We start from the raw sequence: 20,750 nt of genomic DNA, 5'->3' as shown, positions 1-20,750 counted from the left end.
GTTGGACATTTGATTTCTAGAGTTATTCGCATTTCTCTATTTTATCAAAATTCAACCTGCTTTGTTTCAGCATACTTTTTGAAACACCACCAAAGTTTTAAATCCAAAAAGTGCTGCAACTATTTCATTTATATAAGAACGTTTAATCTCAATATCATGAAATTTAGTAGTTTGCTGTATTTCAAAAGCTAATGCGCTGATCGTAGACATGTTTATCCTTAAAGTTGTTTCTTAGAATCAAATTTGGACACACGTTTAAACTTTTGAATCTAATAGTGAAACAAAATAAAGAAAACATTAAGAAGAATAGACTATTCAATATAAAAATAGATTTTTGTCTTTTTTTACTCGTGTGTAAGTAAGGTGGACACCTATATTTGATAATAGCAATCAAAATTTAAAAATCAAGTTTTTTATGATTTCTCAATTTTACTTACTCTCAAACTCAATCACCAAACCAATTTCATGGCAGTAAAATCCACAATATAAGGTTTGATCACATGCTGACGGCGAAATTTAAGATTCATAAATCGCTTGGCACGTAGAATTTGCCATATCAGATGTTCTGCATCGGTGGCGGTGTGGCGCATGGATTTGGCGAATTCTAATAATTGAGGATCTATTTTCATTGTTATTTTAAAAGAGCATCATAGCTTTATGATGCTTTGGTTAAAAAAATTAAGTTTAGAATGAGTCAAATGACCAGCTAAATGCCCTATTTTTAAGTAAAATTTTAAAATAATCAAAATCCTTATAATCATTTAAACACTGTTCATCTCGTAATATTTTTTTTTGAATTTCGTTCAAATCACGTTGGTATTTTTTAGCCAAATCCACAGGTTTAAAGGTCTGTTTATAGAAACCTGAACTCTCCCAATCAAATGAGTAAATAATATTATCTACCTCAAACTGCAATTGCTCAATTTGCTCTTCTAACAATAGATTATAAGATTTTAAATGTTCATTTGCGATTTTAACTGCTTGTTTTTGATCACCTTGCTCTGTATAAGCACGTAACTTTAATAGAGCTAGTAAATCTTTTTCCTCTAGCGCCGTATTGGCTTGCTGTAATAATTCAGTTTTTTCAATGCGTTTTTGCTCATCTCGCTCACGGTCAGGATGGATCACTGAGGCAATTTTTAAATAGATACTTTTTAATGACTGCCCTGCCATTTTTTTTGCATCTTCAAGTTGCATTTGCTTCTTTAAAATTTTCTTTTTCTCTTTTTCGGCAAACTTTTGATATTCTTCACGCTCACGATCATTCAGTTGATTTTGAATAAAATCGGCTTCTTCTCGATCAAATTTGGCTTTTACTTTTTGCATAAATTCTTCAAGATTTTCGAGATCAAAATCAAAGTCAATCCAGTCTTCAGACACACCTAATTGATCTGCAAGAATTCCCTTCATCACTTGTTTCTGCATCATTTCATCAGCATCATGCTCTGGATGAGAATAATTCTCTGCTTGCGATGTAACCGTCTGAAAATTAGAGCTCTCTTCTAAAAGGTTATAATATTTAGCAATGACTATCGCCAATTCATGTTGCTGTTCAGACAGATTAGGATTATCTAAGAGCAGACTCGCTAAAATCGAAATTTTTTCATCTAAACGCTGTAAATGGGTTTTAGCAAATTTATGCGATTGTTTATATTGCCAAAGTACTTCTAATTGACTAAATAAAACTTGATGCCATTTGCTATATAATGGCAATAGTTCTGCACTTGCATCCTGCTGTACTTTTTGTTGTGCTTGTTGCCACTCTAACAAAGATGCTTGAAGTTTCTCAATTTTTAAAATCAGACGATTAAACTTCTTTTGTTGTGGGGATAAATTTCCAGTTTCTTGATATAAGCTTAAATCTAAAATGCTCATTACTTTGTTTCAATACAAATGCTATTCAACTCATTATTTTAACATAACGAATACCTAAGACCGTTGGTTTAGAGAGTAAAAAACTTTTTACTTCATTAAATCCCATGCCTTAAAAACATCTCCAAGCCGCTCACCTTTTTGATATACATCAAGCGTTCTTTTTCGACTTTAATCTGCTGTTTAATGGCTGAAGTATCTTCATCAATCTGCTTATACAGGTCAGCAATTTGAACTTTCCCTTTCGCCTTTTTCACGGCAATTCTGGTTTTCGATGACCAGACCAATCTATGGATCAAGGTATCGATCTGTTCTTGTAATTTCCGGCTTTGTGCATCCAAAGCCAATTGATAGAATCTTAGTTGCTCCGCACTTAAACCTTTTTGTGAAATATCCTGATCTTGCTCGATCTGCAGTTGCATTTTCAGTAACGTAAACAGGTCTTGTTCTGCATAAGCCTCATTGGCACGTTGCAATAATTCAGTTTTCTTGATTTTTTTGACATCATTCACTTCACGGTCAGGGTGAATGATGGCAGCAATTTTTAAATAAACGGTTTTCAATGACTGCTCTGCCATCGCTGCTGCCTGCTCCTGTTTTTCCTGCTGGCGTTTTAATCTGGCTTGCTCACGTGCCTGCTGAAAATGATCTGATTCCCATTCTTCAAATACTTCTGCATCTGCAAGATCTGAGGGATTCTCATTCTTAAAGAATATTTCCAGTTCATTTATTTTCTTTTGGCTTTTTCTGAACTGGGCATGCTCGGCACGTTGCTGATAGTAAGTGAAAATTTCATTCACTTTATGGGCTTGTTGCACCGACATTGCCTGAGAGTCTTTTAGATAATTTGCAAGGTATTGAATCTTTTCATCCAGCACCACCAGTTCTGCCTTGGAAAATGTAGTTTCCTGCAGGTGCTTCCAGAGCTGTTCCAGCTGCTTGAACAGTACACCATGCAATTCATGGTAGACCGGCATAAATGTTTTATGGGTATATTGTTGCAGCTCTTCTTCAGCCTGTTGCCATTGGTGTAATTCCTGTTTCTGTTGCTCGATTTTATCAATCAGATGATCCAGCTTCTTCTGCTGTGGCGAAAGCGCTGTAAATGGCTGAATCATGGTTTTCAAGTCAAAGAGCATGGCAGCGGAAAGACCAATAGGAAATACTATCTATAGTAATTCTTTCAGCTTTCGCCACATAGTTCTTTTCAACCGGCCCTTTCGAAATTTGTATCAGAATTAAAAAAAGCAGACCAAAGTCTGCTTTTTCGCTCTCATATTGATTATTCCAGCACTACACGGCCATTCAAGGACTGCACCGGACGGTTATTTGGGTGTCCCATCAGTTTGGCAAATTCCGAAATCTGCTTGGCAGAAGCCTGCTGAATATCCTTCAGGATCAGCCAGCGTACGCCTTCAGAACAAGGCGGTGTGGTCAGCGAGCCGCTAAAGCGATAATAATCCAGATTCTTAGGCAACATCTGATTCACCGCTTGTGGCGTTTTCAAAACCACTTTTTCACCCTGTTTTTTTGGTAGGCGACTCCACATGCGTTTGAGCATCTGACTTTCCTGTCCCTGTTCAAACATCATCCCCACCACAGCCAGCTCACCTTTGGCATTGGAATGGACAAAATGGATTTCCAGTGGATAGCTTTTACCCTTGATCAGGTTTTCACTCGGGCTGTGCAAATGAAACTGCTTCAGTACAAAGGTATCGCCATCCAGTTGCAATTCACCACCTTGCGCAAAATCCACCTGAACAGTATGACCTTTATTTTCGATCGCATGAATCATGGTGTTATAGCTGAACTTGAGCGGTTCCAGTTCTGCTTTCACTGTTCGCTCAATATTGATTGGCGACTGGTTCAGACCGTTACAGGCCGAATATTTCTGGCTCAAAGTCGACCATTGCTCAGGCTGAGTATAATCCCACTCCGTATCTGCCCAGACCGCTGTACTTAAACCCATAACCGTTAAAAGCGTGAATATTTTTTTCACAATACATCCCTTATTGGAAGTCAAAATCACAATTTCTAATTTAAAAACAGTTTATTAACCTGGTGTAATCACTCTATTTTTCAGGCCACAAACTACAGATGTTTATAGAAATGAAGTGATTTGCTTACAAATTTCTAAACACTCCCAGGTATTCAAAACACATTATTCAGAATTTATATTGATAGATTTCAAATGGATAATAATTTTATAGATTTAAAAATAGACAGCAAAGAATGTGATCTTCTTCAAATTTAATCTGCTGATTTTTTATGCGTTATTTACATGAAATCTCTATCTTATTTTGAATAAATTAAATAGCTGTATTTTTAAGCTCAAGCTTCTTTTTTAAATAGAATCTATCTTTATTCATAAACTTACATAAACACAGCAGCAAATAAAATACTGATATTGCTAGACTCGAGCCAAAGAGCAAAGTAAGGATAAAGAATTTAAATGGACTGGGCGACCATATTTATAAATGACACCACTTGGGAGTTTACCGCAGAAATTTTGCTGCGTTGTGCCCTGATGTACACGATGATTATCCTGTTTCTGCGTCTGACCGGAAAACGCGGGGTACGTCAGCTTTCCATCTTCGAAGTCGCTATCATTTTGAGCTTGGGTTCGATTGCCGGTGACCCGATGTTTACCGAAGATATTCCCCTGATTCAGGCAGTTCTGGTGATGTCGGTGATTATTATCATGTACCGCCTGACCACCTGGCTCATGATGAAATATCAATGGTTTGAAGACCTACTGGAAGGTAAACCGATTTATATCGTAGAAGATGGCGTGCTGGTCGTTGAAGAAATTAAAAAAGGTAAAATGTCACATGATGAATTCTTTGCCGAAATGCGCCAGCAAGGTGTAGAACATCTCGGTCAGGTACGCACCGGTTTACTGGAAACTGACGGTAAGTTCAGTATCCTGTTTTTCAAATCGGATGAGGTTCGGCCTGGGCTGCCACTTTTTCCTAAAAGCTGTTCTATAGTGCAACAGGTTAAGGCGGGGCAATTATATGCCTGTATTTACTGTGGGCAGGTGCAAACCCTTACGCACGCCGATCAGCAATGTCCGCGCTGTGATTCTGCGCAATGGGCCGAAACGATTGACTGTTTAAGAATAACTTAAGCCTGATTCAGTAACTGCAAATGCGCAAAAATTTCCGGCAGTTGCTGAATTTTATATTGGATATGTTCAGCATCTGCATGAAAGCCTTGCATCCATAATGCATGCATTCCGGCCTCTGTAGCTCCTTGTACATCATTAATTGGATGGTCGCCAATATATAGGCACTGTGTAGGTTGCACGCCTAGACGCTCTGCTGTGATCTGGAATATTTCCGGCTGTGGTTTGTTAAAACCCACTAGTCCCGAACTGATGATCTCATCAAAATAAGGTTCAATACCCAAACCCCGAATCGTATTCAAACGGGTGTCATGTCCGCCATTGGAAACAATGGCTAGCTGATAACCCTCATCTTTCAGCTGCGTTAATACTTGCTCTGCTGCCGGCATTTCTACGGCGAAACGGCCAAACTGGCTAAACCAGAACTGGGCTAGTTCTTCTATGCTAGGAGGATTTAACCAGTGTAGTTCCTGCAATAATGCATAAGCAGCCGAAGCCCCGATACCACCATGGGTCAGCAATTCTTTTTTAGGATAACCACCATTATCGATGCGCCTTACAATCTCGATAATTTTGTCAGGCTCGACCTGTGCCAATGCTGGCGCATAATATTCTGCCAGATAACGGCTATAGGCCTGTGCAGTCAGATCACGATGGGTCAAGGTATTGTCGAGGTCAAATAAAACAGCTTGAATAGGCATAATTTTCAAAACGAAATGCTGAAACTTTCAATCATGTTAACAGCCCGAAACTTGTTAGATCAGACATAAAATTGCTAAGTTTTGTTGTTTTAAGCATAAAAAAAGCGATGCCAAAGCATCGCCTTTTCTTAGCTTACAAAGTCTAAATTAGAATTTGTATTCGAAACCTGTGCCGACAAGAATCTGTTTGTCTTCGTCAGAGCCTTGTTCAACCGTCAGATAACCTGCTGTACCATACACTTTCACCTGTTTAGAGAATGCATAGTCAACACCAGCAAGGATTTGGTTTACTTCAAAATCTGGACTTGCATTATTGAAAGTTACATCGCTATAGCTATATTGACCTTTTACTGTCCAGTTTTTTGCATTTGGCAAGTTATATTCCGCACCAATCAACCATGCTTGCGCATCATCAATAGTTGCTGCTGCAGCTTGGTTCGCTGTCGGGCTAGCAGAGGCATTTTCAATATCAGAATTTTGATATAGCGCACGTAGTGATAAACCATTATCTAAATTGATACGTCCAATTGCACGAATTGTATTTGCTTCTGCTATAACATTACGACTTGCTGTAACATCTTGACCTAAAAGTGGAGCTGTATTGTCTGCATTTAAGAAGCCACGACCTAAAAAGCGTGATGGAATCGCTTTGTCATAACCTAAGCCAGCAACGAACGTTTTGTCGCTATAAACAACTGAAGAAGACCAAGAATCACCTAAACCACGGCCAGCAACTGTATAACCACCTTTCGTCGAGTTAATAGTGTCGTTACCTTCACCTGTAGCAAGCTGTAATTTAGCTTCAAGCTTACCTTCACCCACATTGAATGCAGGAGTTTCATAAACAAGTACATTATCGATACGGTTTTCACCAGCCATGATACCTGCGACATCAGCATTATTAGCTACATAGTTATTAAATGTATCTACTACAGATGATAGTTGTTTTACTGGAGTATCAATTTTACCGGCTTTCAGCGTACCCAACTTCTCATCTTTAAGGCCAATTAAAAGATTACGCGGTACAAATGTATCTGTACTTCCACCATTGTCTACATAGAAGGTAAATTCAGCTTGATAAAGCGCACTTAAACGGTCTGTTAATTTTTCATCCCCTTTTAAACCCAAGAATGAGTTATTAGAGTTCAGGTCAGTAATATGACGATCTTCTACGCCATTTTTATTATCTGCTTGTACATGATCCAGAGAAAGATCAATCTCACCATAGAAAGTTGGTGCTGCAAAAGTTGTCCCCGCCAAAAGGCTGAATGCAATTGCTGTTGCTAACTTAGTTTTCATCAAAAAAATCCTTAATTTATTTTGTAACAAATAATACACACGGCGCTTATATTACAAAATTATTAAATTAATATTTATATATTCTATTTAGTACTTTAGGCTAATATTTAACCAAACAATTGATTATTTAGAAATTTTATACTTTTTCTTCAATTTTCATCCATCGGAAAATTGGAATTAAACAGATAATTGCCACAATTACGATCAGGTTTAGATAATTTTGATAGCCTAAAGCATCTCCAAAAATGCCACTCAGGCTATAAAGTCCTCCACTCACCGTAGCCATCAGTGCCACCTGAAAGGTAAAATCTGTCCCAGCCAGATGCTTGCGACTATATTGCATGACCAAGGTCAACATGACCACCAAGAGCATGGCAGAAATCATGTCTTCAGCTGCATTGACCAGATATATCATCCAGTTTTGTACTTTACTTTGCCCTTCATAGTGGGCAGCCAGCCAGGCGTAAGCCATTAAGCTTAATATTTTTAAAATTGAGAAAACAATCAAACTCGAGCTGCGCGACCAGTATTTCAGACACCAGCCCGCCAGTCCGGCCCCAATCAAGGCAGCCAACGCTCCCAGCATGGTGACATAAAGACCAATCTGACTAAAGCTCAGTCCGAGATCTACCATTAATGGTTTTAATAAAGGCCCGGATAAACCATCGGCGATTTTAAAGGTCAGTAAAACCAGAAGCCACCTCGCCAAGGTTATATTTGACCAGAAGTATTGAAAATAGGTTTTAATATTACTGAGCACAGGTCCTTTATTAGATGGCGTGATAATTATTGAATGCTGAGGTTCTCTAAAAAGTAAAATGGGTAAAGTATTAAGAAAGACCAAAGCCGCCAATAATAGAAAGGTGGCTTGCCATTGCAGCAGATCTAACAACCATAATATGGCCCCGCCTCCGACAATGAATCCCAGACGCGAACCGATAACCTGAAAGGTATTGCCCCAGTGTTGCTGTTCATTTTTCAGAATATTGACTGCCAGTGCATCGGTGGCAATATCCTGCGTCGCGCCAATGCCATTCATCAGTAAAAGCGTGATAAAAAACAGCGCTAAATACAGCGGCTGATTCAAGGCCTGAATCGGTAGAAATGAAAGTCCAATCAATACGGCAACCGACAGCCATTGCAAGGGAATAATCCAGCTACGGTAATGACCTTTTGCTCTCGATCCATAACGATCAACCCAAGGTGCCCAAAATATTTTGATCGACCAGGGCAGCATCAACAGACCAAAACCACCAATATGCGCCAGTGATACCCCTTCAGCCCGAAGAATCACCGGTAAGGCATGCGTCATAAACCCGACCGGAAGCCCCTGTGCCCAATACAGCGAAAACAGTAAAATATAGGTATTCCGCATAATCAAGCCAAGTCCTTCAGGTAAAAATGCTCAACAGCATTCAAGATGCTATACATTTTGCCAATGATCCGGATTTTACAACAGTCTAATATGATCAAAAATAAAGAAAAATAAGTTTCAGGAAGAGACAGCAGCAATGACTCAGACACGTTTTCCCCAACTCCCGCCACATGTGCCAGCCCGTGGCAGCAAGCTGAGCAGGGCTTTCTTCAGGCGGCTTTTCCTGGCCCAAGGCTGGCGTCTTGAAGGCGAATTTCCGGATTTGCCCAAAGCGGTGGGAATTATTTCTCCGCACACCTCCAATATTGATGCATGGCTGGGTTTTAATGCACTGCTCGGTCTCGGCATCCAGATTAAAATTTTTGGTAAAGACAGCCTGTTTCGTACACCGCTGAAGCCGGTTCTGGAATGGATTGGTGTGGTTCCGGTGGTACGTGATAGTCCACAAGGACATACCCGACAGATTGTAGACATCATTGAAAAATCGCAGCAGATCTGGGTCGGTATGGCACCGGAAGGTTCACGTAAGGCACCGGATAAAATTCGCAGCGGTTTTTATCATATTGCCAAGGCAGCCCATTTGCCGATTGTGATGTTTTCCTTTGATTATGATATCAAGACCATTCATATCCTGGGCGTATACCATCTGACCGGTGATTATGAATACGACCTGGAACAGATTTATCAGCATTATCAAGGTAAATTCTCGGCCAAAAATCCGGACTGGGTGGCCAAGCCGTTACAAAAGCCTTTGAAAAAAGACTAGGCAAATACGCCTTTTTTTGATGTGATAGCCTGAATCTTGTTGATTTAATCACCAGTTTTTATAATGAAATTAGCCCGTTATGCCTTAATTGGCTGCCTTGGATTCAGTCTTGCAGCCTGTGACAAAGCCACTAAAACACCTACGCCTGCCACGCCATTAAAAGCCCGTGAACCTGTCGTCGCCATTGCCCTCGGTGGCGGCGGTGCCAAAGGTTTTGCCCATATTGGCGTCATTAAAGTGCTCGAATCACACGGCATTAAACCGAAAATCGTCACCGGTACCAGTGCCGGTAGTTTTGTCGGTAGCCTGTATGCCAGTGGCAAATCGCCTTATCAGTTACAGCAGATTGCCCTGAATTTTAAAGAATCTGATATCCGCGATTTAACCTTGAACCGGCAAGGGATTATTGCCGGACAAAAATTGCAGGATTTCGTCAATAAGAATGTGGCGAACAAACCAATTGAACAATTCCCGATTCGCTTTGCTGCTGTTGCCACTCGTCTGGACAATGGCCGTAAAGCTGACTTTATTAAAGGCAATGCCGGACAGGCGGTCCGAGCGTCCTGCAGTATTCCGAATGTGTTTGTGCCTGCAGTGATTGGTGGAAGCAAATATGTCGATGGCGGTCTGGTCAGTCCGATTCCGGTCAAGACCGCCAAAGATATGGGAGCAGACATTGTGATTGCCGTGGATATTTCTGCCCGTCCGGATGGTAATAAGGCTCTAAATATGTGGGGCGTACTAGATCAGACCCTGAATATTATGGGACAGCAAAGCATTCATGAGGAACTGAGTCAGGCCAATGTGGTGATCCAGCCCAAAGTCGGCCATATTGGTACTTTAGACCTGAAAGCCAGTAATGCGACCATTCTGGAAGGTGAAAAGGCTGCTCAGCTGAAAATCCGTACTATTGAAAAAGCCATTAGCAACTTCAAGCAGTCTCCCGCGGCATTTAAACCGCCACGTCCGGCAAAATTTTGATGCATGAATTTTTTATATTCATCTGCGGCCGCATCTGCTACATTGAAGATCAATCATATAAAGATGATGATTAATTAAATACTTAGCGATATAGGTCACGATATGGAATTAGTTCTTGAACCTTGGCACTGGTTTGTATTAGGCATCCTTCTGATTCTGTCGGAATTACTGCTGCCCGCATTTGCTGCCCTGTGGTTCGGGATCGGTGCCATCATGGTTGGCGTCCTGTACTGGATGTTCCCGATGATGGGACTGACGACCCAGCTCCTGACCTGGATCGTACTTTCTGTTCTGTGTACGCTGCTCTGGTTTAAGTTTATCAAGCCACTTTCCATTGATAAGACCAAAGCCGGTCTATCGCGTGAAGCGACCATTGGTCAGGTGGGCATGGTGATTCAGACTAATCTGGATCATGGGCAAATCCGGGTGCGCTTTCCGATGCCAGTTTTAGGTTCGGATGAATGGGAATGCCGAACTCTGGACCCAGTTCAGGTCGGAGACCGCGTTCGCGTCGTGGATATTCTGGGTAATGACCTGGTCGTACAACCTCACAGCACGAATTATCAAAATCAATAAGGTGAATAAGCTATGTCTGGTGGTTCTATCATTGTTATCGCGTTTCTGGCCTTTGTTGCGATTACCATTTTTAAAGGTGTGCGGATTGTGCCGCAAGGCTACAAATGGATCGTACAGCGTCTGGGTAAATACCACACCACCCTAAATCCGGGCCTGAATTTTGTCATTCCTTATGTCGATGAAGTCGCCTATAAAGTCACAACCAAAGATATCGTTCTGGATATTCCCTCACAGGAAGTGATTACCCGTGATAACGCGGTTCTGCTGATGAATGCAGTGGCCTATATCAACCTGACCACACCAGAAAAAGCCGTGTACGGGATTGAAAACTATTCCTGGGCGATTCAGAACCTGGTACAGACTTCACTGCGTTCGATAGTCGGTGAAATGGATCTGGATGATGCACTATCTTCACGTGATCATATTAAGGCACGCTTGAAATCCAGTATTTCCGATGATATCTCGGACTGGGGTATTACCTTAAAAACTGTAGAAATTCAGGATATTAAACCTTCTATTACCATGCAAACCGCGATGGAAGAACAGGCTGCTGCTGAACGTCAGCGTCGTGCAACCGTCACCAAAGCTGACGGTGAAAAACAAGCCGCAATTCTAGAAGCGGATGGCCGTCTGGAAGCCTCACGCCGTGATGCCGAAGCACAAGTGGTACTGGCTGAGTCTTCACAACGTGCAATTGACATGGTGACTTCCGCCATTGGTGATAATGAAATTCCGGTCGCCTATTTACTCGGTGAACAGTATATTAAAGCCATGCAGGATATGGCCAAGTCACCAAATGCCAAGACTGTGGTCCTTCCTGCCGATGTATTAAATACGATCCGCGGTGTCATGGGTCGCCCTAACTAATTTATCTTTTGACTTTATATATAGGCAGCCCGAGGGTTGCCTATTTTTATTCGCGCAAGAAAATCTCAGCAAAAAATGTGAATTTATGGTTAAATTTCGCGTTTATTTTTGAAATCTACTGGATTTGATGTTGCCTGGCTTTCGGATTAAAGCTTTTCGCAGCTGTCTTGTTCCTTATTTCGATCTACTGTCCAACTTAAAAATGGATACCGTATGAGCTCCCTAAATCCAACCTTAATTACTTTTCTTTTCTATATTGTCGCAATGGTGGTGATCGGCCTGATGGCTTATCGCGCGACAAGCAACTTTTCCGATTACATCTTAGGGGGCCGACGTTTAGGGAGTTTCGTAACTGCACTTTCTGCAGGGGCTTCCGACATGAGTGGCTGGCTACTAATGGGCCTGCCCGGTGCGATTTATCTTTCCGGCCTGTCTGAGATGTGGATTGCCATCGGTCTGATTATTGGTGCCTGGCTCAACTGGCTGCTGGTTGCTGGCCGTCTGCGAGTGCATACCGAAGTTCAGCACAATGCCCTAACCCTACCGGATTATTTCTCGAATCGTTTTAACGACCAGAAGAAAATCCTGCGTATTGTTTCGGCTTTCGTGATTCTGATTTTCTTTGCGATTTACTGTGCTTCCGGCATGGTTGCAGGTGCGCGTCTGTTCGAGAGCATGTTTGACATGTCTTATAGCACCGCGCTCTGGATCAGTGCGATTGCTACAATCAGCTATGTGTTTATTGGCGGCTTCTTGGCTGTGAGCTGGACCGACACCATTCAGGCGGGTCTGATGATTTTTGCCCTGTTGCTGACACCAATCGTAACGTTAATGGCATTTTCAGATATGTCCCAGGTGACTTTGGCACTGGAGGCTGCTCGCCCTCAAGCAATGAATATTTTGGGTGACCTAAGCTTTGTTGCGATTATTTCCCTGCTCGCCTGGGGTCTAGGTTACTTTGGCCAGCCGCATATTCTGGTGCGCTTTATGGCCGCAGATTCGGTCAAATCGATTCCAAATGCACGCCGTATTGGCATGACCTGGATGATTCTGTGTCTGGGCGGTGCAGTCGCAGCCGGCTTCTTCGGGATCGCCTATTTCCAGCAGCATCCGGAACTAGCAAGCGTAGTGAATGCCAATCCTGAAACGGTATTTATGGAACTGACCAAGATTTTGTTCAATCCATGGATTGCCGGTGTGGTATTGGCTGCCATTCTTGCCGCAGTAATGAGTACTTTAAGCTGTCAGCTACTGGTCTGCTCAAGTACCCTGACTGAAGATTTCTATAAGTCTTTCCTGCGTAAAAATGCCTCGCAAAAAGAATTAGTCTGGGTTGGCCGTTTGATGGTGCTACTAATTGCCTTGCTGGCGATCTGGATGGCAGGTAATCCTGAATCTAAAGTGCTGGGGCTGGTGGCTTATGCCTGGGCAGGTTTTGGTGCCGCTTTTGGCCCATTAATTATCCTGTCACTGTTCTGGAAACGCATGACCTTGAATGGCGCTTTGGCAGGTATGATTGTGGGTGCAGTCGTGGTTATTTTCTGGAAGAACCTGTTTGCAGACACTGGCCTGTATGAAATCGTTCCTGGCTTTATCTGTTCAATGCTGGCGATTGTGGTGGTGAGCCTGATGGGCAAAGCGCCAACAGCAGAAGTGACTGATCGTTTTGAAGAAGCTGAACGCCTGTATAACGAAAGCAAATAATTCTGTATCAACTAAAAAGAGGACTTCAAGTCCTCTTTTTTTATGCAGTTACTTTAAACTTTTTTAGAAAAATAATTTTTCAATCAGCTTTTGCGCGTGAGCAGGAACTGGGTAATTTGCATCAACTCTTCCGCCTGACCTTCAAAATGGTTCAAGGCATTGATCGCCTGATCATGTAATTGCTGGGCATAGGCTTTGGCCTGCTCCAGCCCCATCAATGCCGGATAAGTCGATTTTTCTACCTGTTCATCCTTGCCGGCTGTTTTCCCTAACACTTCGGTATCAGAAATAATATCCAGAATATCGTCCTGTACCTGGAAGGCCAGACCAATCGCCTGTCCGAACTCACGTAATTTAGGAATGGCCAGATCGGTGCCTTCAAAGATTGTCACCGCCGCCATCATGATCGCAGCACTAATCAAAGCACCGGTTTTATTACGATGGATGGTTTCCAGTGCTTGCTGATCGATTTTCTTGCCTTCAGACTGCAAATCTAAAACCTGACCATTCACCATTTTCGAAGAGGCTGTCGCCAGAATCTGCATCTGCTTCAGTACAATGGAAGCTGCTACCGCTGGCCCCTGATCAAACAGACGGCTACCCAAAATTTCAAAAGCCATCGATTGCAGGATATCACCTGCCAAAAGCGCGGTATCTTCCCCATAAGCTACATGACATGTCGGCTGGCCACGGCGCAGCAAATCATTGTCCATACACGGCAGATCATCATGGGCCAATGAATAGCAGTGAATAAACTCGATCGCAACCGCTGCACGGCGTACTGCAGCACTATTCTGGTTTGGTTTTAATGCAGCGGTGGCATAGCATAGCGCTGGACGTACTCGTTTACCACCCAGCATCACAGCATGATGGACTGCCGACCTTAACGGTTCTGGAATGGCAAAGGCTTCCAGAGCGGTCAATAAATCCTGTTGAATGCGGTGTTGTGCTTGAGTGAGTGCATGGGTTGATACGTCAGTGATAGATGACACATTCGCCTCGAATACGTAGTCCAGAAGAATAAAATGACAAGCGAATAAATGCCTGTACGCTGATCAGGCATTGTACCTAGAAATGCCTTGAATTTTCAGCCATAAATTGAATTGTTCTGCTGAAATTTGCTATTCAACATCAAATAAGCAAGTCAGAGATTTTAAACCATAAAAAAACCACCGCAGAACCGGTGGTTTTATTCAGGTTAAATGTATGCACAGCATTTAAACGAGAACATCTTCTGGTACGCGCACCCAGCCTTCCATCAAGACGCGGGCACTCCGGCTCATGATGGCCTTTTTCACTTTCCACTCACCATTTTCAAAACTTGCTTGTGCACCGACTCTCAACGTCCCGGAAGGATGACCGAAACGCACCGCTTCACGCTCTACTCCGCCTGCGACCCGGTTCACCAGTGTTCCGGGAATTGCTGCAGCTGTACCAATCGCCACCGCAGCCGTACCCATCATGGCATGATGGAGTTTACCCATAGACAAGGCACGAACCAGAATATCGGTATCTGATTCAGTGACAGTTTTGCCACTTGAAGAGGTATAGCTACTCGGTGGTGCAACAAAGGCAATTTTTGGAGTATGTTGTCGGGTTACGGCTTCTGCAATATTCTGAATCAGTCCCATCTGCTTCGCCGCATAGGCACGAATTGTCTCAAATTTTGTCAGGGCTGCCACGTCATTATTGATATGATCCTGAAGCTCGGTGCCCTTATAGCCTAGATCTCCCGCATTTAAAAATACCGTCGGAATGCCGGCATTAATCATGGTCACTTCGAAACTGCCAATATTGGGAACTTCCAATGTATCGACCAGATTGCCTGTTGGAAACATCGAACCGCCTTCAGCATCGTCATCAGCTGGATCCAGAAACTCGATCTGCACTTCGGCCGCAGGAAAGGTTACGCCATCCAGTTCGAAATCACCCAGCTCCTGCACTTGACCATTTCGCATCGGTACATGTGCAATAATGGTTTTCTGAATATTGGTCTGCCAGATGCGTACCGTGCATAACCCATTTTCAGGAATACGTTCGGCATCGACCAGACCATTGGAAATGGCAAATGCCCCCACTGCCGCGGTCAGATTGCCGCAGTTGCCACTCCAGTCTACAAAAGGACAATCAATTGACACCTGACCAAATAAATAATCGACATCATGATCAGCTTGCAGGCTTTTTGACAGAATGACCGTTTTACTGGTACTGGAACTGGCACCACCCATACCGTCGATCTGTTTCCCATATGGATCTGGGCTACCAATCACGCGTAGCAAAAGCTGGTCACGAATCCGGCCAGGCTGTTGTGCTTCTACAGGCAGGTCATCCAGCTTAAAGAAAACACCTTTACTGGTGCCTCCACGCATATAGGTTGCAGGAATCTTGATTTGGGCGGCAAAACTCATGAATTATTTCATCCTTTGACTTGTCTTTGTTTTCGTACAGGTTATTCAATATTTATATTCAAAGTATAGTATGTTGAAAGCAGAACTGCTTGGCTGCCAGACCTTAGTATAAAAAAACGGCATTTGTATTTTATCCAAGAAAATAGAGAACTCATCAGTAACAGTTTCAATAAAATTAATATATTGATTCATTTATATTTTATTTCAGTTATTTATATGAATAATTTTTATCATTCCTCCAACAATATTTCATTCTTAGGATGGACTAGGCTTCTTTAGTCTGATCAATTACAATCAGCCACTTCTCATTTTCCATTGTCGGGCTGAACACTTTGAATAACGAGTCTTCACAACTTCAGCGTGGCTTAAAGAACCGTCATATTCAGTTGATCGCCATGGGCGGTGCAATTGGCACAGGCTTATTCTTAGGTTCCGCACAGGTGATCCAATCTGCGGGTCCTTCTATTATTTTAGGCTATGCCATTGGGGGCCTGATTGCATTTTTAATCATGCGTCAATTGGGTGAGATGATTGTTCATGAACCTGTCGCAGGTTCATTCAGCCATTTTGCTTATAAATACTGGGGCAAATTCCCTGGTTTCCTTGCGGGTTGGAACTACTGGATTTTGTATATCCTGGTGGCCATGACCGAACTTACTGCGGTTGCGAAATATATTAACTACTGGTGGCCTCATATTCCAGCCTGGGCATCGGTATTGTTTTTCTTTATCGTGATTACACTGGTCAACCTCGGCAATGTGAAATTCTACGGTGAATCAGAATTCTGGCTTTCCATCATTAAAGTGACTGCGGTCATCTCGATGATTGTCTTCGGTTTATATCTAATCTTGACTGCAGATGCTTCCTCGACTGCGTCTTTCAGTAATTTATGGACTGCAGGTGGTTTCTTCCCGAATGGCTTTGAAGGTCTGTTCTTCATGCTGGCCTTCCTGATGTTTGCCTTCGGTGGGATTGAACTGATCGGTATGGCAGCAGCAGAAGCTGAAAATCCAGAGAAGACCATTCCGAAAGCGATTAATCAGGTGGTGTTCCGTATCCTGATTTTCTATGTGGGTGCATTGACGATTCTGTTATCACTGGTGCCTTGGAATCAGCTTGAGCTAGGTGGTCTGGACAAAAGTCCGTTCGTGATGATTTTCAGCCAGCTTGGCATTGACTGGGCAGCACACTTACTGAACTTTATTATCCTGACAGCAGCATTGTCTGTGTATAACAGTGGTATGTACGCCAACAGCCGTATGCTCTATGGTCTGGCTCAGCAAGGAAATGCACCTAAAGTCTTCATGAAAGTGAATAAACAAGGTACGCCAATTCCTGCTGTATTGTTCTCTGCCGTGCTGATTTTCGGCTGTGTGCTACTTAACTACTTTGTGCCTGAAGATGCCTTAAGCCATCTGATTTACATCGTAGTCGGTGCATTGGTATTGAACTGGGCCATGATTACCCTGACCCATCTTAAGTTTATTCAGAGCATGAAAAAGCTGGGACAGAAGACTTCTTTCCCTGCGCTATGGTCTCCGGCGGGCAATATTCTGGTTCTTGGTTTTATTCTTACGATTCTTTACATCATGTGGACGCAAGGATTCCAGGAATCTATTTTGATGATCCCGCTTTGGATTGTAGTTATGCTTGGTCTGTTTAAGTTACTTAAGCCTAAAAATACCTAGACAACTCCTGTAGCTATGAGTCCTTAAAAGTTATTGCTTCGGCAATAACTTTTTTTTGTATTTTTTACAGTACAATAGCCTTCTTTTCGCGCCCTTAGCTTAACTGGATAGAGCAGTTGCCTCCTAAGCGACCGACGTGGGTTCGAGTCCCGCAGGGCGCACCATCCTTTCAAAATGTGATCTATACCTCAAAAAATTAGCGTTAATCTTCATATTTTTAGAATATTTTTTATACAAAAAGTCATTTTTTCTTCATTATTTTATTTCTTTTACTTTCAAATACTTATTTCAAAATGAGGCTATTTTTTGGTGTAAAAACTCTATTTTGATGCTTTTTTAGACTAATGAGTTTTTTCTAGAGCATTTACTCTTATTTTAATTGTGCTATTTTTGTCACATGGAGTAACAAATGATTGCGGATAAATACCCGAAATCTCCAAGAATTTAATAAGTGCAAACAACAACGCTAGATATAAATTTGTACCTCAAGGAAAGACGTAAATGAAATTAAAAACATTAACTACTGCAATGATTTTAGCAACTGTACCAATGACCGGGGCATTTGCCGCTGCTCTAGATCGTTCAGGCCAGTCAATCTCTGCATTCTTGCAACCTGGTAACTATTTTGAAGCAGGTATTTCTGTATTAGATCCAGATGTATCTGGACAGGAAGCTGGCACAAGCACAACAAATCGTCAAATTGGTGATATGGCGGGCGATTACTATTTCCCAAGTGCCGCACTAAAATTCCAACTTACTGATAACTTCTCTTTTGGTCTGCTTTACGACCAACCCTTTGGCGCTGATGCCGAATATTCAGGTAATAATGTTTTTGTTGCTGCACCAACAGATCGAGTACTAAGTACACTACCAATTACAACAACAGCTATTGGCGGCACTACTTCAGGCAGTACTTCAGTTGAAGTTGATACACAAAACATTTCTATGATTTTTGGCTTCCAACCAACTGAGAATTTTAATATTTATGGTGGTGGTGTATATCAAACCATTAAAGGTAATGTAAAACTACGCGGCTCAGCTTACAGCGTTTTTAATGGATACGATGCAGACATTAAAGAAGACTCTGCTGCAGGTTGGTTAGCTGGTGCAGCATTTCAAATTCCTGAAATTGCATTAAAAGCTTCAGTCACTTACCGCTCTGAAATTGATCATGAATTCGTTGCCAATGAAAACTTAAGTCTAGCTACTCCTTTAGCAGCTGCATTACCAGGTCTTGCTGGTCAACTACCAAGTTTAGGTTTAACACCACAACAAATTGCAGGAATTGGCCAAGCAGTAACAAAGTTTTCAGCAGCTAACACAGCTGAAGGTAAAACTAAAATTACAACACCACAATCGGTGAACTTAGACTTCCAAACAGGCATCATGGCGAATACTGTAGCATTTGCAAATGTACGCTGGGTGAACTGGAAAGATTTCTCAATCACACCGTATAAGTTTGGTAAAGCTGCAGAAGCTGTTGGTCCTTTAGTTAAGCGTCCAAATGGTTTTTCTCTTGTAGAATATTCAGATGACCAATGGTCTGCAAACGTAGGTGTAGGTCGTAAATTAAATGATCAATGGGCTGGTAACGTTTCTGTAGGTTGGGACTCTGGTGCAGGTAATCCTGTTTCAACTCTAGGTCCAACAGAAGGATATTGGAATCTTGGTTTAGGTGTTCAATATAGTCCAACACCAGCAACCTTCATTGCTGGTGGCGTAAAATATTTTTGGTTAGGGGATGCGAAAGCACAAACTGGTGCTCAAGCAGGCGGTTCAGAGTATGTAGCAAATTTTGAAGATAATGATGCTTTAGCTTATGGCTTAAAAATCGGTTACCGCTTCTAATTCAATATTTTCTAAAACAGCCACCCTTCGGGGTGGTTTTTTACACTTAAAGCTCTTCGTTTTTATACAAGTGCCAACCTAATGTTTAAATTTAAAACAATTAAACACATATTTTCCCAAATATTACCCTAAAAAATTATTTAATAAAATTCATCTACTTAAGACCTTAAAATAGTACTTTTACTCTAATCAACTGCTATTTATAACTTATTCAGTTCATTTATTCTGCGAAATTGAGCATTTACTCTTTTTAAAATTGTGTTACTTTTCCAGCACATTTTTGTTACAGATGGCATCAGGGACCGTACCATGAAGCTCAATAAAATTTATTCCGCTATTTTACTTAGCACTTTACCTCTTTCTGCAGTTCAAGCAGCTGGCTTAGACCGTTCTGGTCAGTCCATTTCTGCTTTTTTACAGCCGGGTAATTATGCGGAAGCCGGTATTTCTGTTTTAGATCCAACTGTAAAAGGTTCTTCTACAGTAACTGGTTTAGAAGGCGAAAAAATCAGTGATATGGGTGAAGACTATTACTTCCCATCTGCAGCTATTAAAGTACAAGCGACCGATAAAATTTCATTAGGCTTGATTTATGATCAACCATTTGGTGCTGATGCAAAGTATTCTTCAGTTGCCGGATCATTCGGTAATGGTGCAGAGGGCACTTCTGTTGAAGTAGACACTCATAATATAACCGCTTTAATTGGCTACCAACCTACAGAAAACTGGAATTTTTATGTAGGTCCAGTCTGGCAAACAGTTGAAGCAAATATTAAGTTACGCGGCCTGGCATATGCAAAACCACCTACTGGCACATTAAGTGGTTATAATATTGAATTAGAACAAGAAGAAGCATGGGGCTGGTTAGCAGGATTTGCTTATCAAATTCCAGAAATTGCTTTAAAAGCAGGTGTTACCTATCGTTCAGAAATCAAACATAGTGCCAAATCTACAGAAACATATAATTTAATTCCAGGCTTTGCTGATATAAATGAAGTAGATGCGATAACGCCACAATCAGTTAATATTGACTTACAAAGTGGAATTTCACCTAATACACTAGCTTTTGCAAATTTACGTTGGGTACATTGGGATAACTTTGTTGTAACCCCTAAATTCTTAGCTAATACCACTGCAGCATTAGGTGCGAAACAAAATCTAATTGATTATTCTGATGACCAATATTCAGCAACTGTGGGTTTAGGTCATAAGTTCAATGCTAAATGGTCTGGTACAGCAGCGGTTGGGTACGATTCTGGTGCAGGTAACCCGGTTACTACTCTTGGCCCAACTGAAGGTTACTGGAGTGTAGGCATGGGCGGTCAGTACAGCCCTGCCGAAAACTATTTTATCCAAGCTGGTGTTAAATATTTCTGGTTAGGTGATGCACAAGCACAAACTGGTGGGATTGTTAAAGCTAATTTCGAGAATAACTACGCTCTTGGCTATGGTATGAAAATCGGCTATCGCTTCTAATCAAGCAAATTCATAAACAAAGGGCGCTATAAGCGCCCTTTGTTTTATTTTACAAACTTAAA

At 41.8% G+C, this 20,750-nt stretch carries 18 protein-coding genes, 1 tRNA gene and 1 pseudogene; 10 read left to right on the top strand and 10 right to left on the bottom strand.

Features of this window, described 5'->3' with window-relative positions; genetic code table 11:
- Positions 1 to 66 precede the first annotated feature (66 nt).
- From NI469_RS04040 to NI469_RS04020, 5 genes and pseudogenes are all read right to left on the bottom strand, one after another.
- Entirely contained in the window at positions 67 to 210 is a 144-nt protein-coding gene (locus tag NI469_RS04040; RefSeq protein ID WP_253174461.1) for a hypothetical protein, read from the bottom strand.
- A 228-nt stretch (positions 211 to 438) separates the two neighbouring features.
- A pseudogene (locus NI469_RS04035) lies at positions 439 to 629 on the bottom strand (endonuclease domain-containing protein); the annotation flags it as partial.
- A 55-nt stretch (positions 630 to 684) separates the two neighbouring features.
- A complete protein-coding gene (locus tag NI469_RS04030; RefSeq protein WP_004279387.1) occupies positions 685 to 1,875 on the bottom strand; it encodes a hypothetical protein in 1,191 nt (396 codons plus the stop codon).
- A gap of 95 nt (positions 1,876 to 1,970) precedes the next feature.
- A complete protein-coding gene (locus NI469_RS04025; protein WP_004279386.1) occupies positions 1,971 to 3,011 on the bottom strand; it encodes a coiled-coil domain-containing protein in 1,041 nt (346 codons plus the stop codon).
- Positions 3,012 to 3,154: 143 nt separating this feature from the next.
- Positions 3,155 to 3,841, bottom strand: coding sequence for a carbonic anhydrase (locus NI469_RS04020; protein ID WP_005104680.1), 687 nt, complete (start codon positions 3,839 to 3,841; stop codon positions 3,155 to 3,157).
- 483 nt (positions 3,842 to 4,324) lie between these two features.
- Between NI469_RS04020 and NI469_RS04015 the strand changes: the two genes are divergently transcribed.
- Positions 4,325 to 5,002: a DUF421 domain-containing protein gene (locus tag NI469_RS04015; protein WP_005104681.1), complete on the top strand. Its 678-nt coding sequence runs from the start codon at positions 4,325 to 4,327 to the stop codon at positions 5,000 to 5,002.
- Here NI469_RS04015 and NI469_RS04010 read toward each other — a convergent pair.
- The 3 genes from NI469_RS04010 to NI469_RS04000 form a co-directional block, all read right to left on the bottom strand.
- Entirely contained in the window at positions 4,999 to 5,700 is a 702-nt protein-coding gene (locus NI469_RS04010) for an HAD family hydrolase (RefSeq protein WP_005104682.1), read from the bottom strand. The two genes, NI469_RS04015 and NI469_RS04010, sit on opposite strands and share 4 nt — an antisense overlap.
- Before the next feature lie 147 nt (positions 5,701 to 5,847).
- Positions 5,848 to 6,999 (bottom strand): porin, encoded by a 1,152-nt coding sequence (locus NI469_RS04005; protein ID WP_121980326.1) that lies wholly within the window; start codon positions 6,997 to 6,999, stop codon positions 5,848 to 5,850.
- A gap of 136 nt (positions 7,000 to 7,135) precedes the next feature.
- A complete protein-coding gene (locus NI469_RS04000) occupies positions 7,136 to 8,374 on the bottom strand; it encodes an MFS transporter (RefSeq protein ID WP_005104684.1) in 1,239 nt (412 codons plus the stop codon).
- A 136-nt stretch (positions 8,375 to 8,510) separates the two neighbouring features.
- Between NI469_RS04000 and NI469_RS03995 the strand changes: the two genes are divergently transcribed.
- The 5 genes from NI469_RS03995 to putP all read left to right on the top strand — a co-directional run bounded on the left by NI469_RS03995 (position 8,511) and on the right by putP (position 13,268).
- On the top strand, positions 8,511 to 9,140 hold the full coding sequence (locus tag NI469_RS03995; RefSeq protein WP_005104685.1) for a 1-acyl-sn-glycerol-3-phosphate acyltransferase: 630 nt from the start codon (positions 8,511 to 8,513) through the stop codon (positions 9,138 to 9,140).
- A gap of 63 nt (positions 9,141 to 9,203) precedes the next feature.
- On the top strand, positions 9,204 to 10,121 hold the full coding sequence (locus NI469_RS03990) for a patatin-like phospholipase family protein (protein ID WP_005104687.1): 918 nt from the start codon (positions 9,204 to 9,206) through the stop codon (positions 10,119 to 10,121).
- Positions 10,122 to 10,223: 102 nt separating this feature from the next.
- A complete protein-coding gene (locus NI469_RS03985) occupies positions 10,224 to 10,697 on the top strand; it encodes an NfeD family protein (RefSeq protein WP_005104688.1) in 474 nt (157 codons plus the stop codon).
- 12 nt (positions 10,698 to 10,709) lie between these two features.
- The gene (locus NI469_RS03980) at positions 10,710 to 11,564 is read left to right on the top strand and encodes an SPFH domain-containing protein (RefSeq protein ID WP_004279377.1); all 855 of its coding nucleotides are present in this window, start codon (positions 10,710 to 10,712) and stop codon (positions 11,562 to 11,564) included.
- Positions 11,565 to 11,777: 213 nt separating this feature from the next.
- Positions 11,778 to 13,268 carry a sodium/proline symporter PutP gene (gene putP / locus NI469_RS03975; protein WP_121980224.1) on the top strand — a complete coding sequence of 497 codons (1,491 nt, stop codon included), beginning with the start codon at positions 11,778 to 11,780 and terminating at the stop codon, positions 13,266 to 13,268.
- 83 nt (positions 13,269 to 13,351) lie between these two features.
- On the opposite strand, the gene NI469_RS03970 is transcribed toward putP, so the two are convergent.
- Positions 13,352 to 14,260, bottom strand: a complete 909-nt coding sequence (locus tag NI469_RS03970) for a polyprenyl synthetase family protein (protein WP_005262419.1) — start codon at positions 14,258 to 14,260, stop codon at positions 13,352 to 13,354.
- 225 nt (positions 14,261 to 14,485) lie between these two features.
- The gene (gene prpF, locus NI469_RS03965; RefSeq protein ID WP_005262420.1) at positions 14,486 to 15,676 is read right to left on the bottom strand and encodes a 2-methylaconitate cis-trans isomerase PrpF; all 1,191 of its coding nucleotides are present in this window, start codon (positions 15,674 to 15,676) and stop codon (positions 14,486 to 14,488) included.
- Positions 15,677 to 16,008: 332 nt separating this feature from the next.
- Between prpF and NI469_RS03960 the strand changes: the two genes are divergently transcribed.
- The 4 genes from NI469_RS03960 (at position 16,009) to NI469_RS03945 (ending at position 20,688) form a co-directional block, all read left to right on the top strand.
- Positions 16,009 to 17,364: an amino acid permease gene (locus NI469_RS03960; RefSeq protein WP_005262421.1), complete on the top strand. Its 1,356-nt coding sequence runs from the start codon at positions 16,009 to 16,011 to the stop codon at positions 17,362 to 17,364.
- 88 nt (positions 17,365 to 17,452) lie between these two features.
- Positions 17,453 to 17,528 (top strand) — tRNA-Arg (locus NI469_RS03955).
- Positions 17,529 to 17,865: 337 nt separating this feature from the next.
- Positions 17,866 to 19,212 carry an OmpP1/FadL family transporter gene (locus NI469_RS03950; RefSeq protein ID WP_253172506.1) on the top strand — a complete coding sequence of 449 codons (1,347 nt, stop codon included), beginning with the start codon at positions 17,866 to 17,868 and terminating at the stop codon, positions 19,210 to 19,212.
- A 309-nt stretch (positions 19,213 to 19,521) separates the two neighbouring features.
- On the top strand, positions 19,522 to 20,688 hold the full coding sequence (locus NI469_RS03945) for an OmpP1/FadL family transporter (RefSeq protein WP_253172505.1): 1,167 nt from the start codon (positions 19,522 to 19,524) through the stop codon (positions 20,686 to 20,688).
- Positions 20,689 to 20,750: the final 62 nt, after the last annotated feature.

Origin of the sequence: Acinetobacter lwoffii (assembly GCF_024129735.1) — a bacterium.
In the GTDB taxonomy this organism is placed as follows: Bacteria; Pseudomonadota; Gammaproteobacteria; order Pseudomonadales; family Moraxellaceae; genus Acinetobacter; species Acinetobacter lwoffii_H.
The sequence above is the reverse complement of the archived record's forward strand: the minus strand, read 5'-3'. Positions and strand labels throughout refer to the sequence as shown.